Below are 21,827 nucleotides of genomic sequence, written 5' to 3'. Positions count from 1 at the left end.
ATGAAAGGCCAGAAAAAGACCAGCCGAATTTAGTCTGAAAGAACTTCTTTTAGGCTTGCTTCAATTGCTTGAGGATCAGTTTTTGAAGAGAAGCGGTGGATAACTTGGCCTTGGCGATTGATCAAGAATTTGGCGAAATTCCATTCAATGCGGGAGCCCAAGGGACCATTAGCTTGTTCTTTTAACCATTGGTAGAGGGGGCTGGCTTCTTTCCCATTGACTTTAATTTTTGCAAAGCGTGGGAAGCTGGTTTGGTAATGGAGGCTACAAAATTGATTAATCTCTTCCGCACTACCCGGTGCTTGGCCCATAAATTGATTACATGGAAAGTCAAGGATTTCAAATCCTTGGTCATGGTAGCGCTCATAGAGCTCTTGTAATCCCTGGTATTGAGGCGTAAGCCCACAACCGGTTGCAGTATTGACGATGAGGAGTACTTGGCCTCGATATGCTTCGAGGGAGAAGGGGCTCCCATCTTGGGCCATTACGGTGAAATCATAGATAGTCATTTTACACGTCCTTTCCTACTTTCTCTATTGTATCACGCTTGAGTCGAAAAAAGTTAAACCGTGGTCCTAGTGCTTCGGTATTTCCTATGGGAAGGGGATTTTCCTACTGACAAGCGGGCTAGATTTTGATATAATATCGTGAGGTGATTTTTATGTCCAGCTTAAATAGATACAAATTTACTTTCGGTAATAAATCGCTGACTCTTACAACTAATCATGATAATCTCTTTATGGAAGAGGTTGAACGGGTCGCGAAAGAAAAATATGAAGCGATTAAAGAACAAATGCCAGCTGCTGATGATGAGACCCTGGCCATTTTACTAGCAATCAATAGTTTGTCAACACAATTGAGTCGTGAGATTGAGTTTGACGATAAGGAAAAAGAATTGGAAGATTTTCGTCGCAAGGCCCTAGATGGCCTAGTCGGTAGATCATCTAATTAAGGGGAGTTGCATGTTTTCAATCCTGATTTTATTCATCCTAGCTTGGAGTTTTTATATTGGGTATTCACGAGGGATTTTGCTTCAAGGATATTATTTTTTAACCATGATTGTGGCCATGTTGGTCGCAGGATCAGGCTATCAGTCCTTGGCAAAAACCATTAGTCTATGGATTCCATTTTCGAGTGCAACACAAGCTTCAAAAAGCTATTTTTATGGTGCAGACCAACTCTTTCACTTAGACAAAGTTTTTTACGCTGGTTTGGCTTACTTCATCTTGTTTGTTTTAGTCTATGCGATAGGTCGAGTGATTGGACTCTTTATTCCCTTGATTCCAACGCCTGAAAAATGGGAGGAGTATCCGTTTCAGATTGCCAGTGGTGTGCTAGCTGTCCTAGTAACCTACTTTGTTCTGCAAATGGGATTCACGATTTTGTCAACCATCCCCATGGCAACCATTCAAGATCGACTCCATGGAAGTTTCCTCATTCGATTTATGGTGCAGCATAGCCCCCTTACAGCAGGCCTCTTGAAACAACTTTGGGTTGTAAAAATCTTAGGTGCGTAATCACTTCTCATCATGTCTAACAGTTCATGAGAGTTATTATAGAAAGGAAGGGGAGGCTCAGACCAAAATCAGCCTCCTTTTCTGTTGTGGAGAAACATGAATCAAAAAATTCTCGAAACCTTAGAGTTTCAAAAAGTCAAAAACTTAGTAGAGCCTTATTTGCAAACGGAGCAGGGAGAAGTGGAGTTGCAGGAATTAGCCCCACTTGCCAAGAAAGAAGCAATTGAAACCGCCTTTCTTGAAATGGCGGATATAGCTCAGATTTTTGTGGAGCATCCGCACTTTAGCGTGTCCACCATCCAAGAAATTCGTCCAGTGACCAAGCGTTTAGAACTAGAAACATCGCTCAATATCGATGAATTGTTAGCGGTGAAGAAAGTCCTGCGCGTGACCCATGAATTGCGAAATTTTTATGATGAATTAGAAAATGTCCGCTTGGAAAAACTGGATCGGATATTTGAAAATCTAGTCGACCTTCCACAGTTACAGGGAAGTCTCCATGCCATTAATGAGGCAGGATTTATTGAAAACTTTGCCAGTGAAACCTTGGCCAAAATTCGTCGGCGTATTCAAGAGAATGAACACCAAGTGCGAGATATTCTGCAAGAATTGTTGAAGACCAAGTCCGAAATGCTGGCTGATCAGGTCGTAGCGAGTCGGAATGGACGGAATGTCTTGCCAGTCAAAAACACCTACCGCAATCGGATTGCCGGTGTGGTGCACGATATTTCAGCTAGTGGAAACACCGTCTATATCGAACCTCGGGCGGTCGTCAATCTTAATGAAGAGATTGCCAACCATCGTGCAGATGAACGCTTCGAGATGCTCCGGATCTTGGAAGAAATTTCAAACCTCCTTCGTCCTCATGCGGGGGAAATCCGAAACAATGCTTGGCTGATCGGTCATATTGACCTCGTTCGTGCCAAACATCGCTTTTTACAGGACCGAAAAGGAACTATTCCAACCTTGTCAGATCAAGGGGAGATTCAGCTCTTGCAGGTCCGCCATCCCTTGATTGAGCAGGCTGTTCCCAATGATATCCACTTTGGAAAAGACCTCACAGAGATTGTGATTACCGGACCGAATACGGGTGGGAAGACCATCATGCTCAAGACCCTGGGACTAGCCCAATTAATGGCCCAGTCGGGCTTGCCAATCCTAGCAGATGCTGGGAGTAAGGTGGCTGTCTTCACGCAAATCTTCTCTGATATCGGGGATGAGCAGTCGATCGAGCAGAGCCTGTCTACCTTCTCCAGTCACATGACCAATATTGTCTCTATTTTGGAGCAGGTCGATGAGGAATCCTTGGTCTTGCTGGATGAGTTGGGAGCTGGAACGGATCCTCAGGAAGGGGCTTCACTGGCGATCGCCATCCTAGAAGATCTCCGCTTACGAGGGATCAAGACCATGGCGACCACCCACTATCCAGAACTTAAGGCCTATGGGATTGAGACACTTGGTGTTCAAAATGCCAGCATGGAATTTGATACGGACAGCCTGCGTCCGACCTATCGGTTTATGCAGGGGGTACCAGGACGTTCCAATGCCTTTGAAATCGCGCGTCGTCTAGGCTTGTCAGAAGTGATTGTTCGTCAAGCGCAGGGGTTGACCAATCAGGATCGGGATGTCAACCGCATCATTGAAAAGTTGGAAGCTCAGACCCTAGAAAGTCGCAAACGACTCGAGTCCATCCGAGATGTTGAACAGGAAAATCTGAAATTCAACCGCGTCCTCAAGAAATTGTACAATGAGTTGACCCGAGAGCGGGAAACAGAGCTCAACAAGGCGCGTAAAGAAGCGCAAGAAATTGTGGATCTTGCTCTAGCAGAAAGCGATCAGATTTTGCAAGGTCTTCATGCCAAATCGCAACTCAAGCCCCATGAAATTATTGAAGCCAAGTCTCAGTTGAAAAAATTGGCCCCAGAAACAGTCGATCTATCGAAAAACAAGGTCTTGAAACAGGCTAAGAAAGCCCGTGCTCCAAAAGTCGGAGACGAGATCTTGGTCATCAGCTATGGACAAAGAGGAAGTCTTACCAAGCAGCTCAAGGATGGTCGTTGGGAAGCCCAAGTGGGACTGATCAAGATGACCTTGGAAGAAAAAGAATTTAATCTGTTGAAAGCTGAAAAAGATGCTTCTCAACCGAAAAAACGCCAGGTCCACGTAGTCAAACGTTCCAATGCCAATGGACCTCGGGCTCGCTTGGACCTTCGTGGCAAACGGTATGAGGAAGCCATGGAAGAATTGGACAGCTTTATCGACCAAGCCCTTCTCAATAATATGGCCCAAGTCGATATCATCCACGGTATCGGAACTGGGGTCATCCGGGAAGGAGTTACCAAGTACCTCCGTCGCAATAAGCATGTCAAAAGCTTCGAGTACGCTCCTCAAAATGCAGGAGGAAGCGGAGCGACAATTGTGACCTTTAAATAAGCAAAGAGTCAGTCGTGCCTTTTAATCAGGCACGCTTTTTGCTATAATACAGTCAGTTTAAACGGAAAGAAGGAAAGCATATGACCCCTAATCGTTCGTCCGATTCTTGTACTACCATACTTGTCGGAAAAGATGCCAGTTATGATGGTTCAACCATTGTAGCTCGCACGGAAGACTCTCAAAACGGAGTGTTTACTCCTAAGAAATTTATCGTTGTTCAGCCAGAGGATCAACCCCGTCATTATCGGTCGGTCCTATCTCCTTTTGAGATAGACCTGCCAGATAACCCTGTTCGTTACACAGCTGTTCCAGATGCCATTCCAAAAGATGGTATCTGGGGAGAAGCGGGGATCAATCGGTACAATGTGGCTATGAGTGAGACAGAGACCATTACGACCAATAGCCGAGTCTTGGGGGCGGACCCTCTGGTGGAAAGTGGAATTGGGGAGGAAGACATGCTGACCTTGGTCCTTCCTTATGTCCAGACTGCCCGAGAAGGAGTGCTTCGCTTGGGGAAAATCCTAGAAGAATACGGAACCTATGAGTCTAACGGAGTAGCTATCAGCGATGTCAATGAGATCTGGTGGTTGGAAACCATCGGAGGTCATCACTGGATGGCCCGCCGTGTGCCAGACGATGCCTATGTGACCAATCCCAATCAATTGGGAAGTGATCGCTTTGAGTTTGATCGCCCGGAAGAGTTTTTATGTGACCCAGACTTGAAAGATTTTGTGGAACGCCATCACCTGGCCTTGGATTTTGACGGTTCGTCTTTTAACCCTCGTTATGCTTTTGGGAGCCAACGAGATAAGGACCGCCATTACAACACGCCACGGGCTTGGGATATTCAACGATTCCTCAACCCAGAAGTGGAGCAAGATCCTCGTTCCTTCTTCCTTCCTTGGTGTCAAAAACCTTACCGCAAGATTACGATTGAAGATGTCAAATATGTCCTCAGCAGTCACTACCAGGATTCAGCCTATGATCCTTACGCTTTAGAAGGGGATAGTCATAGTCGTCGGACCTTCCGTACCATTGGCATTAACCGGACCAGCCAGACGGCCATTCTCCAGTTGCGGCCAAATCGTCCTCAAGAGACAACCGGGATTCAATGGCTTTGCTATGGGTCAATGCCTTTCAATACGGCCGTTCCTTTCTTTACCCAGGTCGATACGACACCGGATTATTTTGCCAATACGACAGAAAAAGTGACGACAGATTCCTTCTATTGGACCAATCGAATCATTGCTGGTCTGGCAGATGCCCACTATAGTCATCATGTTGGAGATTTAGAAGATTACCAAGAAAGCACTATGGCCCTTGGGCATGCCCGGATTGGACGAGTGGATCAAGCCTTGGCAGCAGGACAAACCGTTGATTTCGAAAGAGAAAATCAGGAAATGAGTGATCAGATTCAAGAAGCGACGGATTGCTTATTGGATAAGGTCTTGTTGGATGCTAGTAACCTGATGACCAACCATTTCTCTTTGAGTGACTAGTTGGACCAAGTTGTACTATTTCATGATAGTTTCTGAAAATATTGATTTTCTTTTCAAATTATGCTAAAATAGAACAAATTGAACATCATACCGGATGAAGTTTTTCAGAAGTAGGGCCTTCCTATGACTGTGAAATGGACGGAACTCTGGAGAGACCGTAAAGGCACCGAAGGGGCAAGGTAGAGCATTCTACTCAAACTCTCAGGTAAAAGGACAGAGCAAAAGATAGAAGCCTTTTTGGTTTTTATTTGGAGCACCAGAGTACATGTTTTGACATGTGCTCTTTCTTTTTCTCTTTGGATGATTGCTTGGATGATGTGGAGGAAGTGGATGGCTATCCCTTTCTAAAGCTAGACAAATGATAAAAGGAGAAATAGATAAGGATGACAAATTGGCTGGCATTTTTTAAACAAGTAGATAATGTGGTCTGGGGGGCTCCCCTTTTGATCCTCTTGGTGGGGACTGGGATTTATATGAGCTTCCGCTTGGGCTTGCTTCAAGTTTTTCGTTTACCCCAAGCCTTTCGGCTCATTTTTACAGAAGATCAAGGAGAAGGGGATATCTCTAGCTTCGGAGCCTTGGCAACAGCCTTGGCGGCGACAGTTGGGACAGGAAATATTGTCGGAGTAGCGACAGCTATTCAGACAGGAGGTCCAGGTGCCCTCTTTTGGATGTGGATGGCGGCTTTCTTTGGGATGGCGACCAAGTATGCAGAAGGTTTGTTGGCCATTCGCTACCGGACCAAGGATGACAATGGTCATATTTCTGGTGGTCCGATGTACTACATTCTCCATGGGATGGGGGAGAAGTGGCGCCCCCTTGCCATCTTCTTTGCCCTGGCAGGTGTCTTGGTGGCTCTCTTTGGGATTGGAACCATGACCCAGGTGAATGCCATTACGGGCGCTTTGAAGACTAGTTTTCAACTTTCCCCTCAAGTCGCTAGTCTGGTCATTGCAGGAATCGTTTCGGCTGTCATATTTGGGGGAATTCATTGGATTTCCAAGGTTTCCGAAAAGGTGGTTCCTTTTATGGCTGCAGCCTATATCTTTGCGACAGTTTATATTATTGTCTTGAATATGGACCAAGTGCCGACCGTTCTATCTCAAGTTTTCCAAGGTGCTTTTACAGGAACCGCGGCTATCGGTGGTTTTTCAGGAGCCTTGGTGAAAGAGGCGATTCAAAAAGGGGTGGCGCGTGGAGTGTTCTCTAATGAGTCAGGACTGGGATCGGCGCCGATTGCAGCAGCTGCAGCGAAGACGGAAGAGCCAGTGGAGCAAGGTTTGATTTCTATGACCGGGACCTTCATCGATACCATAATTATTTGTAGCTTAACTGGTCTAGCTATTTTAGTATCTGGCCAGTGGACAACAGTGGAGCAAGTTGGAAGTGATTTGACCCAACAGGTCTTTATCTCGACCTTTGGCCACATCGGTGGGATCATTCTGACCCTTTGTTTGGTCTTGTTTGCGACGACGACCATTTTGGGTTGGTCTTATTATGGTGAACGCTGTGTCGAATTTTTGGCGGGTGTCAAACTCATTCCCTATTACCGTCTTCTGTTTATCCTGATGGTGGGAGTAGGAGGCTTTCTTCAGTTGGAGTTGGTCTGGATCATTGCTGATATTGTGAATGGACTGATGGCCTTGCCGAATCTCATCGCCTTGTTAGCCTTATCGCCTATTGTTATAAAGGAAAGCAAACGATATTTTAAGAAAAAGAAATAGACCAGATCGTGTGATCTGGTCTTTCTGTCTTAATAGCGTTTTTCTTTGGGCCAATCTTTCATTTCAGAAATGGCTGTAAAGAGGACGTCTGTCGATGAGTTAAGGGCTGTTTCACAAGAATCTTGGATAACACCGATAATGAAGCCTACACTAACCACTTGCATAGCGATATCATTGTCGATACCAAAGAGGCTGCAGGCGACAGGAATCAAGAGGAGGGAGCCACCGGCTACTCCAGAAGCCCCACAAGCTGAAACAGCTGCAACGATACTGAGGACCAGGGCAGTCCCAAAATCGACCTGAATGCCTAAGGTGTTGACAGCAGCTAGGGTCAGGGTATTAATGGTAACGGCAGCTCCGGCCATGTTAATAGTAGATCCCAGAGGGATAGAGACCGAGTAAGTATCAGGGTTAAGACCTAGTTCCTTACAGAGCTTCATATTGACAGGGATGTTAGCAGCAGAGCTTCTAGTAAAGAAAGCAGTCAGTCCACTGACTCGTAGACATTTGAAGACGAGCGGATAAGGATTTTTGCGAATCATGATGTAGACAAAAATCGGGTTGATAACTAGAGCGACGAAGAACATGGTGCCAACCAAGAGAAGTAAGAGGAGGCCATAGCTCTTAAGTCCATCAAAGCCTTGTCCTGCAATCGTTGTATAGACCAAGCCTAGAATTCCAAATGGCGCAAGGTTAATGATCCATTCGACAATCTTGGAAGTGATATCTGCCAGGGTTTGAAGGAGGTCCTTGCTGTGCTCACTCGCTTCTCTCATAGCAACACCAAAGACGACGGCCCAGGATAGAATCCCGATATAATTAGCCTGAATAAGGGCATTGAGCGGGTTGTCCACGATTTTTAAGAGAAGGTTGCTGATGACTTCCCCTAGTCCATCGGGAGAAGTTCCTTCAGCACTAGTTCCTGTTAAAGAAATGGTAATAGGAAAGAGATAGTTCACCAGGACCGCTACCAAGGCTGCCGCAAAAGTTCCCAGGAGGTAGAGGACAATGACTGATTTCATATTGGTTTGAGTTCCCTTTTGGTGTTGGGAGAGGGCGTTAGCGACAAGGGCGAAGACTAGAAGAGGAGCAATAGCCCGCAAGCCCCCTACAAAGATTTCCCCTAATAGACCAATTGCAGATGCTTTAGGAAGTAGCAGAGCTAAAAGGGCTCCAACGAAGATTCCGATTGCAATCCGCTTCATCAGGTTGGTTTTGTTCCAAGTTTGAATGAGTCGTTTAACCATAAGGACCTCCTTTATTGAAAGTTTACCGTCCATTATACGATAGTTAAATCTTAAAATCAAGGTGAGTATAAGAGGAGGTTAGTGGTTCTATAGCCTAAAATCTGATATAATCAAACCATTAGAAAAAGAGAAGGAGATTGATAGAAGGTATGAAGAATATTTTTTCCCGCTATGTCAGTCAGTTTGATTGGACCAAGATCATGGATGAATTGGTTTCAAAATTGATTTCGTTAGCTATTTTATTTGTTTTATTTTTTCTTGCAAAAAAACTAATCCATAGTTTGGTGAAACGCATCTTGAAGCCTTCTCTGAATTATGTAGGCCAAGACGAAGCGCGTAAGAATACCATCCTGCGCTTGGTAGAGAGTCTGTTAAATTACTGTCTTTATTTTATCCTGATCTACTGGATTCTTTCTATCTTGGGCTTGCCAGTCTCTAGTCTCTTAGCGGGTGCTGGAATTGCCGGAGTTGCCATCGGGTTAGGAGCACAGGGCTTCCTATCAGACTTGGTCAATGGGTTCTTTATTCTTCTGGAACGTCAGATAGACGTCGGAGATACCGTTCGTTTGACCAATGGTCCGATTACCATCGCTGGAACCGTCTCTAGTGTGGGCATTCGGACGACTCAGGTGCGAGACGCAGATGGGACCTTGCATTATGTACCCAATCGCAATATTATGGTTGTCAGCAATCTCTCTCGGGGGAACCAGCGCGTCCTCATCGATATGCCAATTTCAGCTCAAACTGACCTAGACAAGATTTATCAAATCTTCCAGCAAGTCAACGATGAACAAGCCCAAAAGCATCCAGAAATCTTAGATGGTCCGACGATTTTAGGCCCTCAAATCGAAAAGGGGACAGGCCGTTATTCCTTCCGCGTCGCCATGATGGTCCAGTCGGGAAGCCAAGTGGCCATTTACCATCTTTATTACAAACTCTATCATGATGCCCTCTTACAAAATGGCATCGAGATTCTAACCACTTTCTCTGTCACACCATAAGAAAAAAGACCCATCGGTCTTTTTTTAGAATGTAGACAAACTTTTCTACTTAAAATAGCTAGATAATGTTTAAAAAATAATTTCTATTACTTTGAATCTTTTAAGTAGATATGAAACTTTCCGCCGTGAAAAAAGTGCTTGAAATACAGTGATTTCAAGCACTCGGAATTATTGAGACCTTAGGCTCAATAATTAGTCATGGAACTTCGTAGAAGTTCGCTGGCGTCCGCACTCACCTAAGGAAAGTTTTTAAAAATACTTTTTTCTTATTCTAAAATAAGCATACCATCTTTAACAGCGAAAGGATCCTTCGGATTGATACGATCGTAGAACATAACGCCATTGATGTGATCGATTTCGTGCTGGACAACGATGGAGTTGTAACCTTTGAGTTTGATACGGTGTTTTTCTCCGGTCTTGTCATAGTAGTCTACCGTTACACGCGCGTGGCGAACCACATAACCAGGAACATTGCGGTCTACAGAGAGACACCCTTCCCCATCTCCTAGAGCCGCATCTTGGACTGAGTGGGAGACAATTTTAGGATTGTACATGACTTCTTGGATGGAGTAGGCTTCTTTTGGAGGATTTCCTTCTTCGTCCTCTGGATTTGGGACGAGAACGGCAATGATGCGCTTAGAAATGTCCAACTGAGGGGCAGCGAGTCCAACTCCACCTCGGAGACCCAATTTTTCCGCCATGACAGGATCCTGCGAATGGTGCAAGAACTGCATCATTTTTTCCCCTAGGATGATGTCTTGATCTGACAGTGGGAAAGTGACCTCTTCAGCGATAGCACGTAAAGTTGGGTGGCCTTCGCGGATAATATCATTCATATCAATTAGATGGGCAGCTTTTGTAATGGTTTCGATTGCAGACATGTTCTCATTCACTCCTTTTTTCTAGAAACCATCATATCATAAATCCTTTTAGAATGAAAGTTTGCCAATTGATTGTGGGGGTGCTAATGGACCAGACGGACTGTAAACTAGAAAAGGAAAGAATCCTAGTCAGGTTCATGGTATAATGATAGGAAGAATGAAGGAGGCAAGCATGCGTCTAGATAAATATTTAGTGGACTGTGGAGTGGGAAGTCGGACAGAAGTCAAGCAAGTCCTCAAGCAAAAAAAGATTCAGGTCAATGGAAAGGTAGAAACCTCTGCCAAGGTCCATATTGATCCAGATAAGGATAAAGTGACCTATCTGGGAGAAAGTTTATTCCATGAAGAGTTTGTTTACTATCTGCTCAATAAACCCAAAGGGGTCATTTCAGCAACGGAAGATGACCGCCATCAAACAGTCTTAGATTTGCTAGATGACACGGCCAGACACAAGGAAGTCTTTCCAGTTGGACGTTTGGATATCGATACCCATGGCTTACTCCTCTTGACCAATAATGGTAAGTTGGCTCATGCCATGCTATCGCCTAAGAAACATGTGGACAAGGTCTACCGTGCCCAAGTAGCTGGCATCATGACTCAGGAAGATATCGACCGCTTCAAAGAAGGAATAGAATTGAAGGATTTCACCACATTGCCAGCGGAGTTGGAAATATTGGAGGTCGATCAAGAAGCTAATAGTTGCTTGGTTCAGATCCGCATCGCTGAAGGAAAATTCCACCAGGTCAAGCGCATGGTCGCAGCTTGTGGCAAGGAAGTCACCGATCTCGAGCGGATTTCCATGGGGCCATTGAGCTTGGATCCTAGTCTCGAATTAGGGGAGTGGCGTAGGCTCCATCCTTCTGAATTGGCATCTTTAGAGATCTTTGGAATTCCATTATAAACAAAGGGAAAGCTAGCAAACCGAGGAAACGGGGAGCTAGTTTTTTGTTTGTGTCAAAAAAATGAACGTTACAGACAAAAAATATATAAAATTGCTTGTACTATCAAATCAAATCAATTATAATGAGAAAAGATAGGTTTTGTAAAAATCTGTAATAGGTAATGGTCTTCATTCCTGCTTGGATTTATCTAGTAAACGTAAAAAAGGAGAAAAATCGTTTATGAAAAAGTGGCTCTATGCTGTTGTGACAACAGTTGCCTTGTTTTTATTAGCAGCTTTAGGATTTGCTAAACCCAATGGGCTTACTAAAGTACATGCTGATACGATCAATGATGTTGTAAGCTCAGTGAACATCTCTAAATCGACTGGCGGTGACTTAACAGAACCACTCGGTGTTTGGGAAAGTTTTAATGTTGAAGCAAACTTTGTTTTACCGAACGGTCGTGTAAAAGCAGGCGATCAGACAGTTATCCAACTTGGAGATGGTTTTAAGGTTTTTGAAACAGATACCATAGACCTATTGGATCCAAGTGGTCAAAAAGTTGCAACTGCGACAGTAGATGATCAACGAAAAATCATCACGGTGACCTATACAGACTATCCTGAAAAAATGGCCAATGTAACAGGGAAATTGCGTTTCTTTGCTCGTGTGGACCACTCCGTGATTAAGGGAAATAAAACACTTGATTTTACACTTTCAGTTGATAAAACAGTCATTTCAGGTGGAAAGGTTGAATACAAAGGAGTCAATCCAGGTGAATATCCTCCAACTCCAGAGGTCTTTAGCAAATGGGGCTGGACCAACTCAGACGATAAATTGAAATTGACTTATACCTTGAACATCAACCAAGGTCACACTGCCCTCCATAATATTGATATTAAGGACCAATTGGCCTTTACAGATGGAAAAATCAAGGTAGATTCTGTTAACATTCATACAGGAACTTGGAAAATCAGTGACGAAGATGGTGCCTATCATTTGCGGGATACCACAAATGTGACCAAGAATTATTCTCCGGTTGTCAGTGAGGACGGTCGTTCACTAACCGTTCATATCGGGGATCTAGCTCCTGAGCAAGGGATGACCATTCGTTATGATGTGTATTTGGACAAGGTTCCAGCCATCAACACAGAATATAAAAACAATGCAACGATGACTGCCACAGAAGTCAAAGAGCAACATACAGTAGCAGATATTCTATATCAATTCCTTGAAGGAGACTTCAATGGTGAGAAGTATTCATTCACCATTCATAAAAAAGGAGAAAATGGTCAAGCTCTTGCAGGTGCTGTCTTTACTGTGACAGCAGATGAAACTGGTGAGCAAGTCGGATCGTTCACCACAGATGAGAACGGTACAGGAACCATTACTGGTTTGACCAAGCGTGCTTATACTATTCAAGAGACTCAAGCTCCAAAAGGGTATGTGATTTCTCAAGAGCCTATCAAACTCAGTCTGGAAGATTTTGGAAATGAGATTGCAATTTCCCGTGATGTCGTTAACCAAAAAGAAAAAACCAGCGTTTCTGGTCAAAAAACCTGGAATGACGAGGACAACAAAGATGGAAAACGCCCATCAGCCATCACCGTTAATCTCTTAGCAAATGGTGTCAAAGTGGCTTCTAAAGAAGTGAAGCCAGATGCAGAAGGAAATTGGCTCTATCAGTTTGACAATCTTGATGTTGTTGACGATGCTGGTAATCTCATTGCCTACACTGTTTCAGAAGAAGCAGTTGCAGGATATGAAGCGACTGTTGAAGGAACGAATATTATTAATAGCCGTACACCAGAAGTGACAGAAGTAGCTGTCAAGAAAGTCTGGGATGATAAGGAAAATAAAGATGGCCTTCGTCCAGAGAAGGTAACAGTCCGTTTGCTTGCAGATGGTCAAGAAGTAGCCGTAAAAGAAATCACTGCTACTGACAATTGGCAGGCAAGCTTTACGGAACTACCAGTATACAAGGAAGGCAAGAAGATTACCTACACGATTACAGAGGATCCAGTAGCGGGGTATACCGCTACTATCGATGGTTTCACGGTAACCAACCGTCTTACACCACCGACAACCCCACCAGGTACGCCTCCAACTCCACCGTCTACGACTACACCGCCACCACCATCAACAACACCATCTACGACTCCATCGACAACCACACCAAGCACATCGGAGAAACCAGAAACTCCAACCACACCAACAGAAGGAAAGAGAAAAATTCTTCCATCAACTGGTGAAGCTACTTCTTATGGCTTGTTCGGAGCAAGTGCTCTGTTAGCTCTTGTTGGTGCAGCGATGCTGTTGAGTAGTAAACGGAAAGCTGACTAACAGCTACAATGGAAATAAATAGGACAATTATCTAAAAAGGTAATTGTCTTTTTCTGTTAAAGGACTTCTAGAATACATGATTCAAAAGATTCATATTAATGTCTTTTTAAGGGAGCATAAGTGTTTGACAGAAAGATGAAATCTTGGTAGAATGAATAGGTCGAATAGACAACTAACTCTTTCTTGGTAGCAGGCTATGCCAAACCTGCCACTCGGATAGAGCATAAAGAAAAGGAGCTTATCATGGCAATCTCAAAAGAGAAAAAAAATGAAATCATTGCACAATACGCACGTCACGAAGGTGACACTGGTTCAGTAGAAGTACAAGTTGCTGTCCTTACTTGGGAAATCAACCACTTGAACGACCACATCAAACAACACAAAAAAGACCACGCTACTTACCGTGGTTTGATGAAGAAAATCGGTCGCCGTCGTAACTTGTTGGCTTACCTTCGTAAGAACGACGTTAACCGTTACCGTGAGTTGATCAACTCTCTTGGACTTCGTCGTTAATCTGCTCTATTTTCCACTTACGCTGCGTTGTCACCTTGCCTCGATATACTCGAGTATAATCTTCGGCTGCGGTTCCTAGCATCGTAAGGTAAAATAGACCAGATCTATCTCCCTTCGGGGAGATTTTTTGTTTTCAGAAGAAATCTAGTACAATCTTCGGTTCGTCGCCTTGTCTAGAAACGTTTTATTCAGCAAGAATGGAGCCCTCTGAATTCAGAGGGCTTTTTTGTTAATTTTTTCGGACAAGATTCATTATTCTGAGTAAGACGTTTTGTTTGACAGATGTAATTGACAGAGTTACAATAGACACATCTTAAGAAATAGAGGTTATCGATATGATTGATATTACATATCTAGATGGTGCAAAACAAGAAAGAGTCATGCATTTTGATTCCTATGAAGAGTTTGAACGCTCCCAACAGACTTGCTTGATTGGTGTAGCGGATTACTATCCCGTACAAAAATTGACCTATAATGGGCACGAACTCGATTACCATGGAACTTACGGAGATGTCTTCTTCTATTTGATGAAGCAAGACCTAGATCAATACAAAAACTAAAGGAGAAAAACAATGGCAAAAGCAATTACAGACGCAACATTTGAAGCAGAAACGAAAGAAGGTTTGGTCTTGGTAGACTTCTGGGCGACCTGGTGTGGTCCATGTCGCATGCAAGCTCCTATCCTAGAAAAATTATCGGAAGAACTTTCAGAAGATGTCTTAAAAATTGTTAAAATGGATGTGGACGAAAATCCAAATACAGCGCGTGCTTTCGGCATTATGTCTATCCCTACTCTTCTTTTCAAAAAAGATGGACAAGTGGTTAAACAAGTTGCTGGTGTTCACACTGCAGAACAAATCAAGGCTATTGTGGCTGAGTTGAGTTAATAAGGAAAAAAGCTAAAGAAAATGATTCCTTAGCTTTTTTTGAGTCTTATTCTCCCAATTCTTCACTGTAAGCAATAATCTGATCAACCGTATCAGACAAGAATTGGATGGTATCGCGGAGTGGTTTGTCAGTCGAGATATCTGCTCCGATAATCATAGCTGATTCAAGTGGGGTCTTGCTACCGCCTGATTTGAGGAGGTCCAGCCAATCTTTGGCTCCATTTTCGGAGTTCTTCAAATGCAGGTATCCCGCTGTTGAGATAACCAAGCCAGCTGAGTAGGTATAGCTGTAAAGCCCCATGTAGTAGTGGCTTTGGCGCATCCAGGTCAAAGCTGCGTCATCATCGATTTCAACAGCGTCGCCCCAGAATTCGGTTAGGACTTCCTTCATGATGCTATTGAGTTTGCTAGCTCCGAATGTGCCACCTTCTTCGATTAAGGTGTAAACCTTGCGTTGGAAGGCTGCTTCCAACAAGTGGGTGATGAAGTTGTGGAAGTAGGTGTCTGTCAAACGGTGAGCCAAGGCAAAGCGTTTTTGACGAGGATCGTCAAACTGGTGTTCCAAATAGTCGCTGAGGAGGAGCTCGTTAAAGGTAGAAGGAGCTTCCACATAGTAGGTCGACATGTGGGCGTTGAAGTAGCTTTGGTTGTTGTCTGAGAAGATGAATTGACCAGAGTGTCCGATCTCGTGGATCAGGGTGTAGACATCGCTCATGCGTCCTGTCCAACTCATGAGGACATAAGGGTGGACACGGTATGGGTCAGCAGCATAACCACCGGAATCCTTGCCTTCATTGGCTGCAAAGTCAACCCAGCGTTCGGTTTGGTAGCGGGCGATTTCGCGGGAATATTCTTCTCCAAGAGGTGCCACAGATTTCATGACCAAGTCATAAGCGTCATCAATGGTCACATCTGGGTTGAGCGCACTGTCCAAATCCAACTTCCAATCAGCGAAGGTCATTTTCTCAAGACCGTTGACCTTGGCCACGTGTTTGAGGAATTTTTGAGCGACCGGAGCAAAGTCCTTCATGATCAGGTCAATTTGACGGTCAAACATGGCACGATCCACTTCCTGCTCAGCTAGGAGATAGTCAAAGACAGAGTCGTAGCCTCGCATATCTGCAATCAGCTTTTCAGACTTAACTTGGGCTAGATAGGTAGCAGCAGCTGTATTTTGGTGCTTGCGGAGACCTTCTGAGAAGGAATGAAAAGCTTTTTCACGGACTTCGGCATTCTCATGGTTTTGGTAGAAGTTTTCATAGGTGACAAAGCTATTTTTGTAGACTTTTCCATCCACTTCAAAATCAGCCATTTCAAAGTCACCCGCCCGCATCTTGGTATAGATGTCTTGTGGTCCGTAGAAGACTTCACCAAGGTTGGTCAAAGTTTTTTCGACATCAGCTCCCAAGTAGTGGGCTTTTTTGATTTTAGCTTGACGAATGGCATAAGTGAGGTGAGGGAGTTGTCCCAGGCGTTCGAGGACTTCTTCATCTGCTTCGACCAAAGCGTCATCAAAGAAAGAGAGTTCGACGCTCGCCCAAGTTTCGAAATCCATCCCCGCTTGGGCAATTTCCGCAAAAGCTTCATCGCCAAAGTCAGTTGTTTGGGGCATAAAGCTGTAGTTGCCAATGTGACTGAGTTGGATCTGAATTTGTTCAAAGACCGCAAAGGCGGCTTCGAAGTCTTCAAAAGTGTGGAGCTTGCCCTTGTAGTTGCGGACAAATTCATTGATTTCTTCGCGTGTTTTTTCAATGGCACGCAAGAAGTCTTCCTGGTCTTGGTAGAGGGCTGTGAGGTCCCAGAGTTCGTTCTCAGGAAATTCAGAACGTTTTTTTAATTCCATAGTGTTCTCCTTTTGATCAAATAACTATATTCAGTATAGCAGAAAATAGGGGAGAATGATAGGCGAAAGGAGAACTTATCAAAGCTAGCTGGATCCAATCAGAAGCCAAGGATTTTCTAGCTTTTTTACCTTCTTTTGGTATAATAAAGTGGAGAAAGTTTCAGGGAGTATACGATGAAGAAAATCTATAAAGTTAGCTTGGTGGCGATGACCTTGCTAACCTTGGTGGCATGTGGACCTAAGCGACGTCCTCGGACGCAACCTTCTACAGCTCAGAGTGAAGTAACAGATGGAAAAAGTTCCAAGAAAGCATCGTCTGGGCATGAGTACTATCAAACAGTGCTTGAACGTTATCAGGCTTACTCTAGGGCTATCGAAGCAGGTGATAGTGCTGGTCTAGAGACTAAACTAAAAGAAATAGATCCTCAATCGGATGAGTATGTCTATGCCATGTATCTTCAAACTCTGGGTAGTAAACCTAACCTTTCCTATTTTTATACAGATTTGGATAAGGATGGGCGGGACGAACTCTTGATTGGGAATGGCCAAACAGTCTCAGCAATCTACTATCTGAAAGGCCAGCAACCAGAATTGTTGCATACAGCTTTTGTGGCTTCCTCTGGTGGCTCTCGTTCAAGTCTTCAAATTTTTGAGGATGGCTCGGTCATCTATGCTAGCTTTTCGTCTCTTCAACCAGATGTAGATTTGATCCATTACAAGTTCCAAAAAGGAAAGCTGGAGACTGTCAATAAGATCCAAATTAAAAATGGGGACGGTCAGAAGCCAGAAAAAGCCTTAGGGATTACAGCAAAAGAATTGGATCAAGCAAAATTTGGATGGAAAGAACTAGAGACCGGAAAGAAGGCGACCAGCCAAGCAAGTACCTCAGAGCAGCAAACAAGTAGTTTCCAAGTCCGTGTAGCAGTTTCAGATCTTCGAATTCGTAAAGAAGCATCGATCAAGGGGGAAGAAGTTGGAATGATCCCGCAAGGTGTTTACACGATAACTGAGAGGGTGTCAGCTGACGGTTATACCTGGGGCAAGCTCCAATCTGGCCAAGGCTGGATCGCGCTTGAATTTACGACGAGAGTGGAAGGGGGAAATGCATCTACTGTTAAAGGATTGAGTGCGGAAGATCAAGAGGATATCCACTCGGTAGTAGAGAATGGCTATTCTTTAATGTATTCTAGATTGGTCAAACCAACCTTTATATTAGATTTATCAAATGATCATAGCGGTATCTATTCTTATACAGAAGGCATGTTTTTAGATTATTTCAATACTTATACTCCAGGTACCTATCAACTTGCAGATGTCATTAAAAAATTGGAAGCTCAAGAAACATCAGAATCCATTCAATCTATGACTACAGATCAATTAATTCAACTTGCGAAAGAAAGAAAACAAGGATGGATATACTCTTCGAAAGATAAGAAGTTTTTTGAATTCGTTCCAGGTGGACGTGGAGGTGCTGGCCCAGAGGTTGTTATTCCTTCAGCAGATGAGTGGGTCGTTGAGAATGATACAGTTACAGTGACAACTAGAGTTAAGACCTCTTCTCAACCTTTTGAGCGCTATGTGTTGAAGCGGAGCAAGAAAGACTATTCAGGTGGAGAACACAAAACGCGATTCTATGTCGTTAGTAAAGAAAATGTGTGGAATGGAAAATAGACGGTAGCTATATCTAGCTCTAGAATTTTAAAATAAGTGGAAATCAAATATTCCTCGAAAAAGGCTTTTAAAGCCTTTTTCTTTTGGGCTTGAATATGGTAAAATAAAGGTTATACGTGCTTGGATACAAAGATGAGGATATAACATACAGATAGGTTGTTGAAATCTCTATCTCGTTGAGTTGTGTGGCCTCGGTATCCTGATGAACTGAATTTTGGCCTCATTTCTTAGGAAAAAAGATAAGCTTCCTAGCACTCATCGAGTGCGACGTCACCTTTCTATTTTTCTACAGAAATGTTCGGCAAGCCGAACCGTCCAAAATATCTTGATTAATTGAACACGGCCGAAAAGCTGTGTAAAAAAGATAAACTGTCTTGTCTTCATCGAAGACTTCGTCAGTTTCCTATTTTACTTTGCTTTTGACGTCCTTAGTATCTTGATCTTTGTAGGCAAGTCGTATAATTTTATCAATCCAAAGGGGATTAAAATGACAAAACAAGTGTTTCAAACGACTTTTGCGGGTCGTGAATTGATTGTAGAGACTGGTCAGGTTGCCAAGCAAGCAAATGGCTCTGTTGTCGTGCGTTATGGTGAGTCAACTGTCTTGACGGCAGCTGTCATGTCTAAGAAGATGGCAACTGGGGATTTCTTCCCACTTCAAGTCAACTACGAAGAAAAAATGTATGCAGCTGGGAAGTTTCCTGGTGGCTTTATGAAACGGGAAGGACGTCCTTCAACAGATGCGACTTTGACAGCGCGTTTGATTGACCGTCCAATCCGTCCAATGTTTGCGGAAGGTTTCCGTAATGAAGTGCAAGTCATCAACACAGTCCTTTCTTACGATGAAAATGCATCTGCACCAATGGCAGCCATGTTTGGTTCATCCTTGGCACTTTCTATCTCAGATATTCCATTTGACGGACCAATCGCTGGGGTACAAGTAGGTTATGTTGATGGTCAAATCATCATCAACCCTACTCAAGAACAAGCTGAGCGCTCTCTTCTTGAATTGACAGTAGCTGGTACGAAGCACGCTATCAACATGGTAGAGTCTGGTGCCAAAGAATTGTCAGAAGAAATCATGTTGGAAGCCCTTCTTAAAGGACACGAAGCCGTTAAAGAATTGATTGCCTTCCAAGAAGAAATCGTAGCGGCAGTTGGTAAGGAAAAAGCAGAAGTAGAATTGCTTCATGTAGATGCTGAATTGCAAGCTGAAATCATCGCAGCCTACAACAGCGACCTTCAAAAAGCTGTCCAAGTTGAAGAAAAATTGGCGCGTGAAGCTGCAACTCAAGCAGTGAAAGACCAAGTCACAGCAGTTTACGAAGAAAAATATGCAGACCACGAAGAATTCGACCGGATCATGCGGGATGTGGCTGAAATCTTGGAACAAATGGAACACGCAGAAGTGCGCCGTTTGATCACAGAAGACAAGGTTCGTCCTGACGGTCGTAAGGTCGATGAAATCCGTCCTTTGGATGCGCAAGTGGACTACCTTCCTCGCGTACACGGTTCAGGTCTCTTCACTCGTGGACAAACGCAAGCCCTTTCTGTCTTGACCTTGGCACCAATGGGTGAAACGCAAATCATCGATGGTTTGGATCCAGAGTACAAGAAACGCTTTATGCACCACTACAACTTCCCACAATATTCTGTAGGGGAAACAGGTCGTTACGGTGCGCCTGGTCGTCGTGAAATTGGTCACGGTGCTCTCGGTGAGCGTGCTCTTGCTCAAGTATTGCCAAGCTTAGAAGAATTCCCATATGCGATTCGTTTGGTAGCAGAAGTCTTGGAATCAAATGGTTCATCTTCTCAAGCATCTATCTGTGCGGGAACACTTGCCCTTATGGCTGGTGGTGTGCCAATCAAGGCGCCAGTAGCAGGTATTGCCATGGGTCTCATCTCAGATGGAAACAACTACACAGTATTGACAGATATCCAAGGTTTGGAAGACCACTTTGGAGATATGGACTTTAAGGTTGCAGGTACGCGTGACGGGATTACAGCCCTTCAGATGGATATCAAGATCCAAGGGATCACTGCAGAAATCTTGACTGAGGCTCTTGCTCAAGCCAAGAAAGCTCGTTTTGAAATCCTTGATGTGATTGAAGCAACCATTCCAGAAGTTCGTCCAGAATTGGCTCCAACTGCTCCGAAAATTGATACGATCAAGATTGATGTGGACAAGATTAAGATTGTCATCGGTAAGGGTGGAGAAACGATTGATAAGATCATCGCTGAAACAGGCGTTAAGATTGATATTGACGAAGAAGGGAACGTATCGATCTACTCGAGCGACCAAGCAGCCATTAACCGCGCTAAAGAAATCATTGCTGGTTTGGTTCGTGAAGCGAAAGTGGACGAAGTCTACCATGCTAAAGTTGTGCGTATCGAGAAATTCGGTGCCTTTGTCAACCTCTTTGACAAGACAGATGCCCTCGTACACATCTCTGAAATGGCTTGGACTCGTACCAACCGTGTCGAAGACTTGGTAGCCATCGGTGATGAAGTGGATGTCAAGATTATCAAGATCGATGAAAAAGGTCGTGTCGATGCTTCTATGAAAGCACTTCTTCCTCGTCCTCCAAAACCAGAACATGCAGAAGACAAAGGGGATAAGGGTCATCGTCATGGCGATCGTCCTCGTCACCACAACAAAGATTATAAACCTAGAAAAGACTTTACCAAAGATCCAGGTGAAGCAACGAAAGAATAAGCATTTAAAAGAAAGGAGCACGGTATGGGATGGTGGCGTGAAACCATTGATATTGTAAAAGAAAATGACCCAGCAGCACGTACCTCGCTAGAGGTCCTCTTGACCTATCCAGGCGTCAAAGCGTTAGCTGCTCACCGTGTTTCTCACTTTTTGTGGAATCATGGCTTTAAGCTTCTAGCTCGGATGCATAGTCAGTTCTGGCGTTTTTGGACCCAGATCGAAATCCATCCAGGTGCGACCATTGCTTCGGGTGTCTTTATCGACCATGGAGCAGGCCTCGTTATTGGGGAAACAGCTATTGTTGAAAAAGGCGTTATGCTTTACCACGGGGTGACGCTCGGTGGAACTGGAAAGGATACAGGGAAGCGCCATCCAACGGTTCGTGAGGGAGCTTTGGTCTCCGCTCATGCTCAGGTCATCGGCCCGATTGAGATTGGGACCAAGGCCAAAGTCGGGGCAGGAGCCGTCGTCGTCTCCGATGTACCGAGTGATGTGACTGTTGTCGGAGTCCCTGCCAAGATTGTTCGTGTTCACGGTAAGAAGGATGAGCCAATCATTCACCAGGAGGAAGAAAAGCGTGAATACTACGTGAATAAGATGGAACACGCCAAGGAAGCCAGTCACCATTCATCAAGTCTTTAGAAAAGGTTGGCAAAGTTATCGAAGTGAAA

Annotated in this window: 18 protein-coding genes and 1 riboswitch; of the genes, 14 read left to right on the top strand and 4 right to left on the bottom strand. The window is 44.2% G+C overall.

Annotated features, from left to right (window positions below; translation table 11 throughout):
• Window positions 1–29 precede the first annotated feature (29 nt).
• Window positions 30–509: a glutathione peroxidase gene (locus ADH27_RS01635; protein ID WP_048715183.1), complete on the bottom strand. Its 480-nt coding sequence runs from the start codon at window positions 507–509 to the stop codon at window positions 30–32.
• A gap of 152 nt (window positions 510–661) precedes the next feature.
• Between ADH27_RS01635 and zapA the strand changes: the two genes are divergently transcribed.
• The 5 genes from zapA to ADH27_RS01610 all read left to right on the top strand — a co-directional run bounded on the left by zapA (window position 662) and on the right by ADH27_RS01610 (window position 7,173).
• Window positions 662–952, top strand: a complete 291-nt coding sequence (gene zapA, locus ADH27_RS01630) for a cell division protein ZapA (protein WP_023024429.1) — start codon at window positions 662–664, stop codon at window positions 950–952.
• Between the two features lie 10 nt (window positions 953–962).
• Window positions 963–1,517: a CvpA family protein gene (locus ADH27_RS01625; protein WP_048715181.1), complete on the top strand. Its 555-nt coding sequence runs from the start codon at window positions 963–965 to the stop codon at window positions 1,515–1,517.
• Between the two features lie 96 nt (window positions 1,518–1,613).
• A complete protein-coding gene (locus tag ADH27_RS01620) occupies window positions 1,614–3,950 on the top strand; it encodes an endonuclease MutS2 (protein WP_048715179.1) in 2,337 nt (778 codons plus the stop codon).
• Window positions 3,951–4,030: 80 nt separating this feature from the next.
• Window positions 4,031–5,449 carry a C69 family dipeptidase gene (locus ADH27_RS01615; RefSeq protein WP_048688430.1) on the top strand — a complete coding sequence of 473 codons (1,419 nt, stop codon included), beginning with the start codon at window positions 4,031–4,033 and terminating at the stop codon, window positions 5,447–5,449.
• A gap of 136 nt (window positions 5,450–5,585) precedes the next feature.
• A riboswitch (glycine riboswitch) is annotated at window positions 5,586–5,676 on the top strand.
• Window positions 5,677–5,832: 156 nt separating this feature from the next.
• Window positions 5,833–7,173 carry an alanine/glycine:cation symporter family protein gene (locus tag ADH27_RS01610; protein WP_048715177.1) on the top strand — a complete coding sequence of 447 codons (1,341 nt, stop codon included), beginning with the start codon at window positions 5,833–5,835 and terminating at the stop codon, window positions 7,171–7,173.
• 29 nt (window positions 7,174–7,202) lie between these two features.
• Here ADH27_RS01610 and sstT read toward each other — a convergent pair whose 3' ends face one another.
• Complete coding sequence (sstT, locus tag ADH27_RS01605; RefSeq protein ID WP_048688436.1) at window positions 7,203–8,420, bottom strand: serine/threonine transporter SstT; 1,218 nt, start codon at window positions 8,418–8,420, stop codon at window positions 7,203–7,205.
• 149 nt (window positions 8,421–8,569) lie between these two features.
• Between sstT and ADH27_RS01600 the strand changes: the two genes are divergently transcribed.
• Complete coding sequence (locus ADH27_RS01600) at window positions 8,570–9,421, top strand: mechanosensitive ion channel family protein (RefSeq protein WP_048715175.1); 852 nt, start codon at window positions 8,570–8,572, stop codon at window positions 9,419–9,421.
• A gap of 266 nt (window positions 9,422–9,687) precedes the next feature.
• Here ADH27_RS01600 and def read toward each other — a convergent pair whose 3' ends face one another.
• The gene (def, locus tag ADH27_RS01595) at window positions 9,688–10,302 is read right to left on the bottom strand and encodes a peptide deformylase (RefSeq protein ID WP_048688441.1); all 615 of its coding nucleotides are present in this window, start codon (window positions 10,300–10,302) and stop codon (window positions 9,688–9,690) included.
• Between the two features lie 172 nt (window positions 10,303–10,474).
• Here def and ADH27_RS01590 point away from each other — a divergent pair, with 172 nt between their 5' ends.
• The 5 genes from ADH27_RS01590 to trxA all read left to right on the top strand — a co-directional run bounded on the left by ADH27_RS01590 (window position 10,475) and on the right by trxA (window position 14,926).
• A complete protein-coding gene (locus ADH27_RS01590; protein ID WP_048715173.1) occupies window positions 10,475–11,203 on the top strand; it encodes a pseudouridine synthase in 729 nt (242 codons plus the stop codon).
• A 220-nt stretch (window positions 11,204–11,423) separates the two neighbouring features.
• On the top strand, window positions 11,424–13,526 hold the full coding sequence (locus ADH27_RS01585) for a Cna B-type domain-containing protein (RefSeq protein WP_048715171.1): 2,103 nt from the start codon (window positions 11,424–11,426) through the stop codon (window positions 13,524–13,526).
• A gap of 243 nt (window positions 13,527–13,769) precedes the next feature.
• Window positions 13,770–14,039, top strand: a complete 270-nt coding sequence (gene rpsO, locus ADH27_RS01580; protein ID WP_004193424.1) for a 30S ribosomal protein S15 — start codon at window positions 13,770–13,772, stop codon at window positions 14,037–14,039.
• A gap of 335 nt (window positions 14,040–14,374) precedes the next feature.
• Window positions 14,375–14,599 carry a DUF4649 family protein gene (locus ADH27_RS01575; RefSeq protein WP_003010037.1) on the top strand — a complete coding sequence of 75 codons (225 nt, stop codon included), beginning with the start codon at window positions 14,375–14,377 and terminating at the stop codon, window positions 14,597–14,599.
• Window positions 14,600–14,611: 12 nt separating this feature from the next.
• Window positions 14,612–14,926, top strand: coding sequence for a thioredoxin (trxA, locus tag ADH27_RS01570; RefSeq protein WP_048715169.1), 315 nt, complete (start codon window positions 14,612–14,614; stop codon window positions 14,924–14,926).
• A 46-nt stretch (window positions 14,927–14,972) separates the two neighbouring features.
• Here trxA and pepF read toward each other — a convergent pair whose 3' ends face one another.
• On the bottom strand, window positions 14,973–16,769 hold the full coding sequence (gene pepF, locus ADH27_RS01565) for an oligoendopeptidase F (RefSeq protein ID WP_048715167.1): 1,797 nt from the start codon (window positions 16,767–16,769) through the stop codon (window positions 14,973–14,975).
• Between the two features lie 174 nt (window positions 16,770–16,943).
• Between pepF and ADH27_RS01560 the strand changes: the two genes are divergently transcribed.
• The 3 genes from ADH27_RS01560 (at window position 16,944) to cysE (ending at window position 21,798) form a co-directional block, all read left to right on the top strand.
• On the top strand, window positions 16,944–18,440 hold the full coding sequence (locus ADH27_RS01560) for a hypothetical protein (RefSeq protein ID WP_048715165.1): 1,497 nt from the start codon (window positions 16,944–16,946) through the stop codon (window positions 18,438–18,440).
• Window positions 18,441–18,927: 487 nt separating this feature from the next.
• A complete protein-coding gene (gene pnp / locus ADH27_RS01555; protein WP_048715163.1) occupies window positions 18,928–21,156 on the top strand; it encodes a polyribonucleotide nucleotidyltransferase in 2,229 nt (742 codons plus the stop codon).
• A 24-nt stretch (window positions 21,157–21,180) separates the two neighbouring features.
• Window positions 21,181–21,798 (top strand): serine O-acetyltransferase, encoded by a 618-nt coding sequence (gene cysE / locus ADH27_RS01550; RefSeq protein ID WP_048715162.1) that lies wholly within the window; start codon window positions 21,181–21,183, stop codon window positions 21,796–21,798.
• Window positions 21,799–21,827: the final 29 nt, after the last annotated feature.

The organism is Streptococcus sp. 343_SSPC (assembly GCF_001072385.1).
GTDB lineage: Bacteria > Bacillota > Bacilli > Lactobacillales > Streptococcaceae > Streptococcus.
The sequence above is the reverse complement of the archived record's forward strand: the minus strand, read 5'-3'. Positions and strand labels throughout refer to the sequence as shown.

What these genes read in the sequence shown, in the direction of transcription:
- ADH27_RS01635 (WP_048715183.1), bottom strand. Translation starts at nt 509, where the DNA reads ATGACTATCTATGATTTCACCGTAATGGCCCAAGATGGGAGCCCCTTC.
- zapA (WP_023024429.1), top strand. Translation starts at nt 662, where the DNA reads ATGTCCAGCTTAAATAGATACAAATTTACTTTCGGTAATAAATCGCTG.
- ADH27_RS01625 (WP_048715181.1), top strand. Translation starts at nt 963, where the DNA reads ATGTTTTCAATCCTGATTTTATTCATCCTAGCTTGGAGTTTTTATATT.
- ADH27_RS01620 (WP_048715179.1), top strand. Translation starts at nt 1,614, where the DNA reads ATGAATCAAAAAATTCTCGAAACCTTAGAGTTTCAAAAAGTCAAAAAC.
- ADH27_RS01615 (WP_048688430.1), top strand. Translation starts at nt 4,031, where the DNA reads ATGACCCCTAATCGTTCGTCCGATTCTTGTACTACCATACTTGTCGGA.
- ADH27_RS01610 (WP_048715177.1), top strand. Translation starts at nt 5,833, where the DNA reads ATGACAAATTGGCTGGCATTTTTTAAACAAGTAGATAATGTGGTCTGG.
- sstT (WP_048688436.1), bottom strand. Translation starts at nt 8,420, where the DNA reads ATGGTTAAACGACTCATTCAAACTTGGAACAAAACCAACCTGATGAAG.
- ADH27_RS01600 (WP_048715175.1), top strand. Translation starts at nt 8,570, where the DNA reads ATGAAGAATATTTTTTCCCGCTATGTCAGTCAGTTTGATTGGACCAAG.
- def (WP_048688441.1), bottom strand. Translation starts at nt 10,302, where the DNA reads ATGTCTGCAATCGAAACCATTACAAAAGCTGCCCATCTAATTGATATG.
- ADH27_RS01590 (WP_048715173.1), top strand. Translation starts at nt 10,475, where the DNA reads ATGCGTCTAGATAAATATTTAGTGGACTGTGGAGTGGGAAGTCGGACA.
- ADH27_RS01585 (WP_048715171.1), top strand. Translation starts at nt 11,424, where the DNA reads ATGAAAAAGTGGCTCTATGCTGTTGTGACAACAGTTGCCTTGTTTTTA.
- rpsO (WP_004193424.1), top strand. Translation starts at nt 13,770, where the DNA reads ATGGCAATCTCAAAAGAGAAAAAAAATGAAATCATTGCACAATACGCA.
- ADH27_RS01575 (WP_003010037.1), top strand. Translation starts at nt 14,375, where the DNA reads ATGATTGATATTACATATCTAGATGGTGCAAAACAAGAAAGAGTCATG.
- trxA (WP_048715169.1), top strand. Translation starts at nt 14,612, where the DNA reads ATGGCAAAAGCAATTACAGACGCAACATTTGAAGCAGAAACGAAAGAA.
- pepF (WP_048715167.1), bottom strand. Translation starts at nt 16,769, where the DNA reads ATGGAATTAAAAAAACGTTCTGAATTTCCTGAGAACGAACTCTGGGAC.
- ADH27_RS01560 (WP_048715165.1), top strand. Translation starts at nt 16,944, where the DNA reads ATGAAGAAAATCTATAAAGTTAGCTTGGTGGCGATGACCTTGCTAACC.
- pnp (WP_048715163.1), top strand. Translation starts at nt 18,928, where the DNA reads ATGACAAAACAAGTGTTTCAAACGACTTTTGCGGGTCGTGAATTGATT.
- cysE (WP_048715162.1), top strand. Translation starts at nt 21,181, where the DNA reads ATGGGATGGTGGCGTGAAACCATTGATATTGTAAAAGAAAATGACCCA.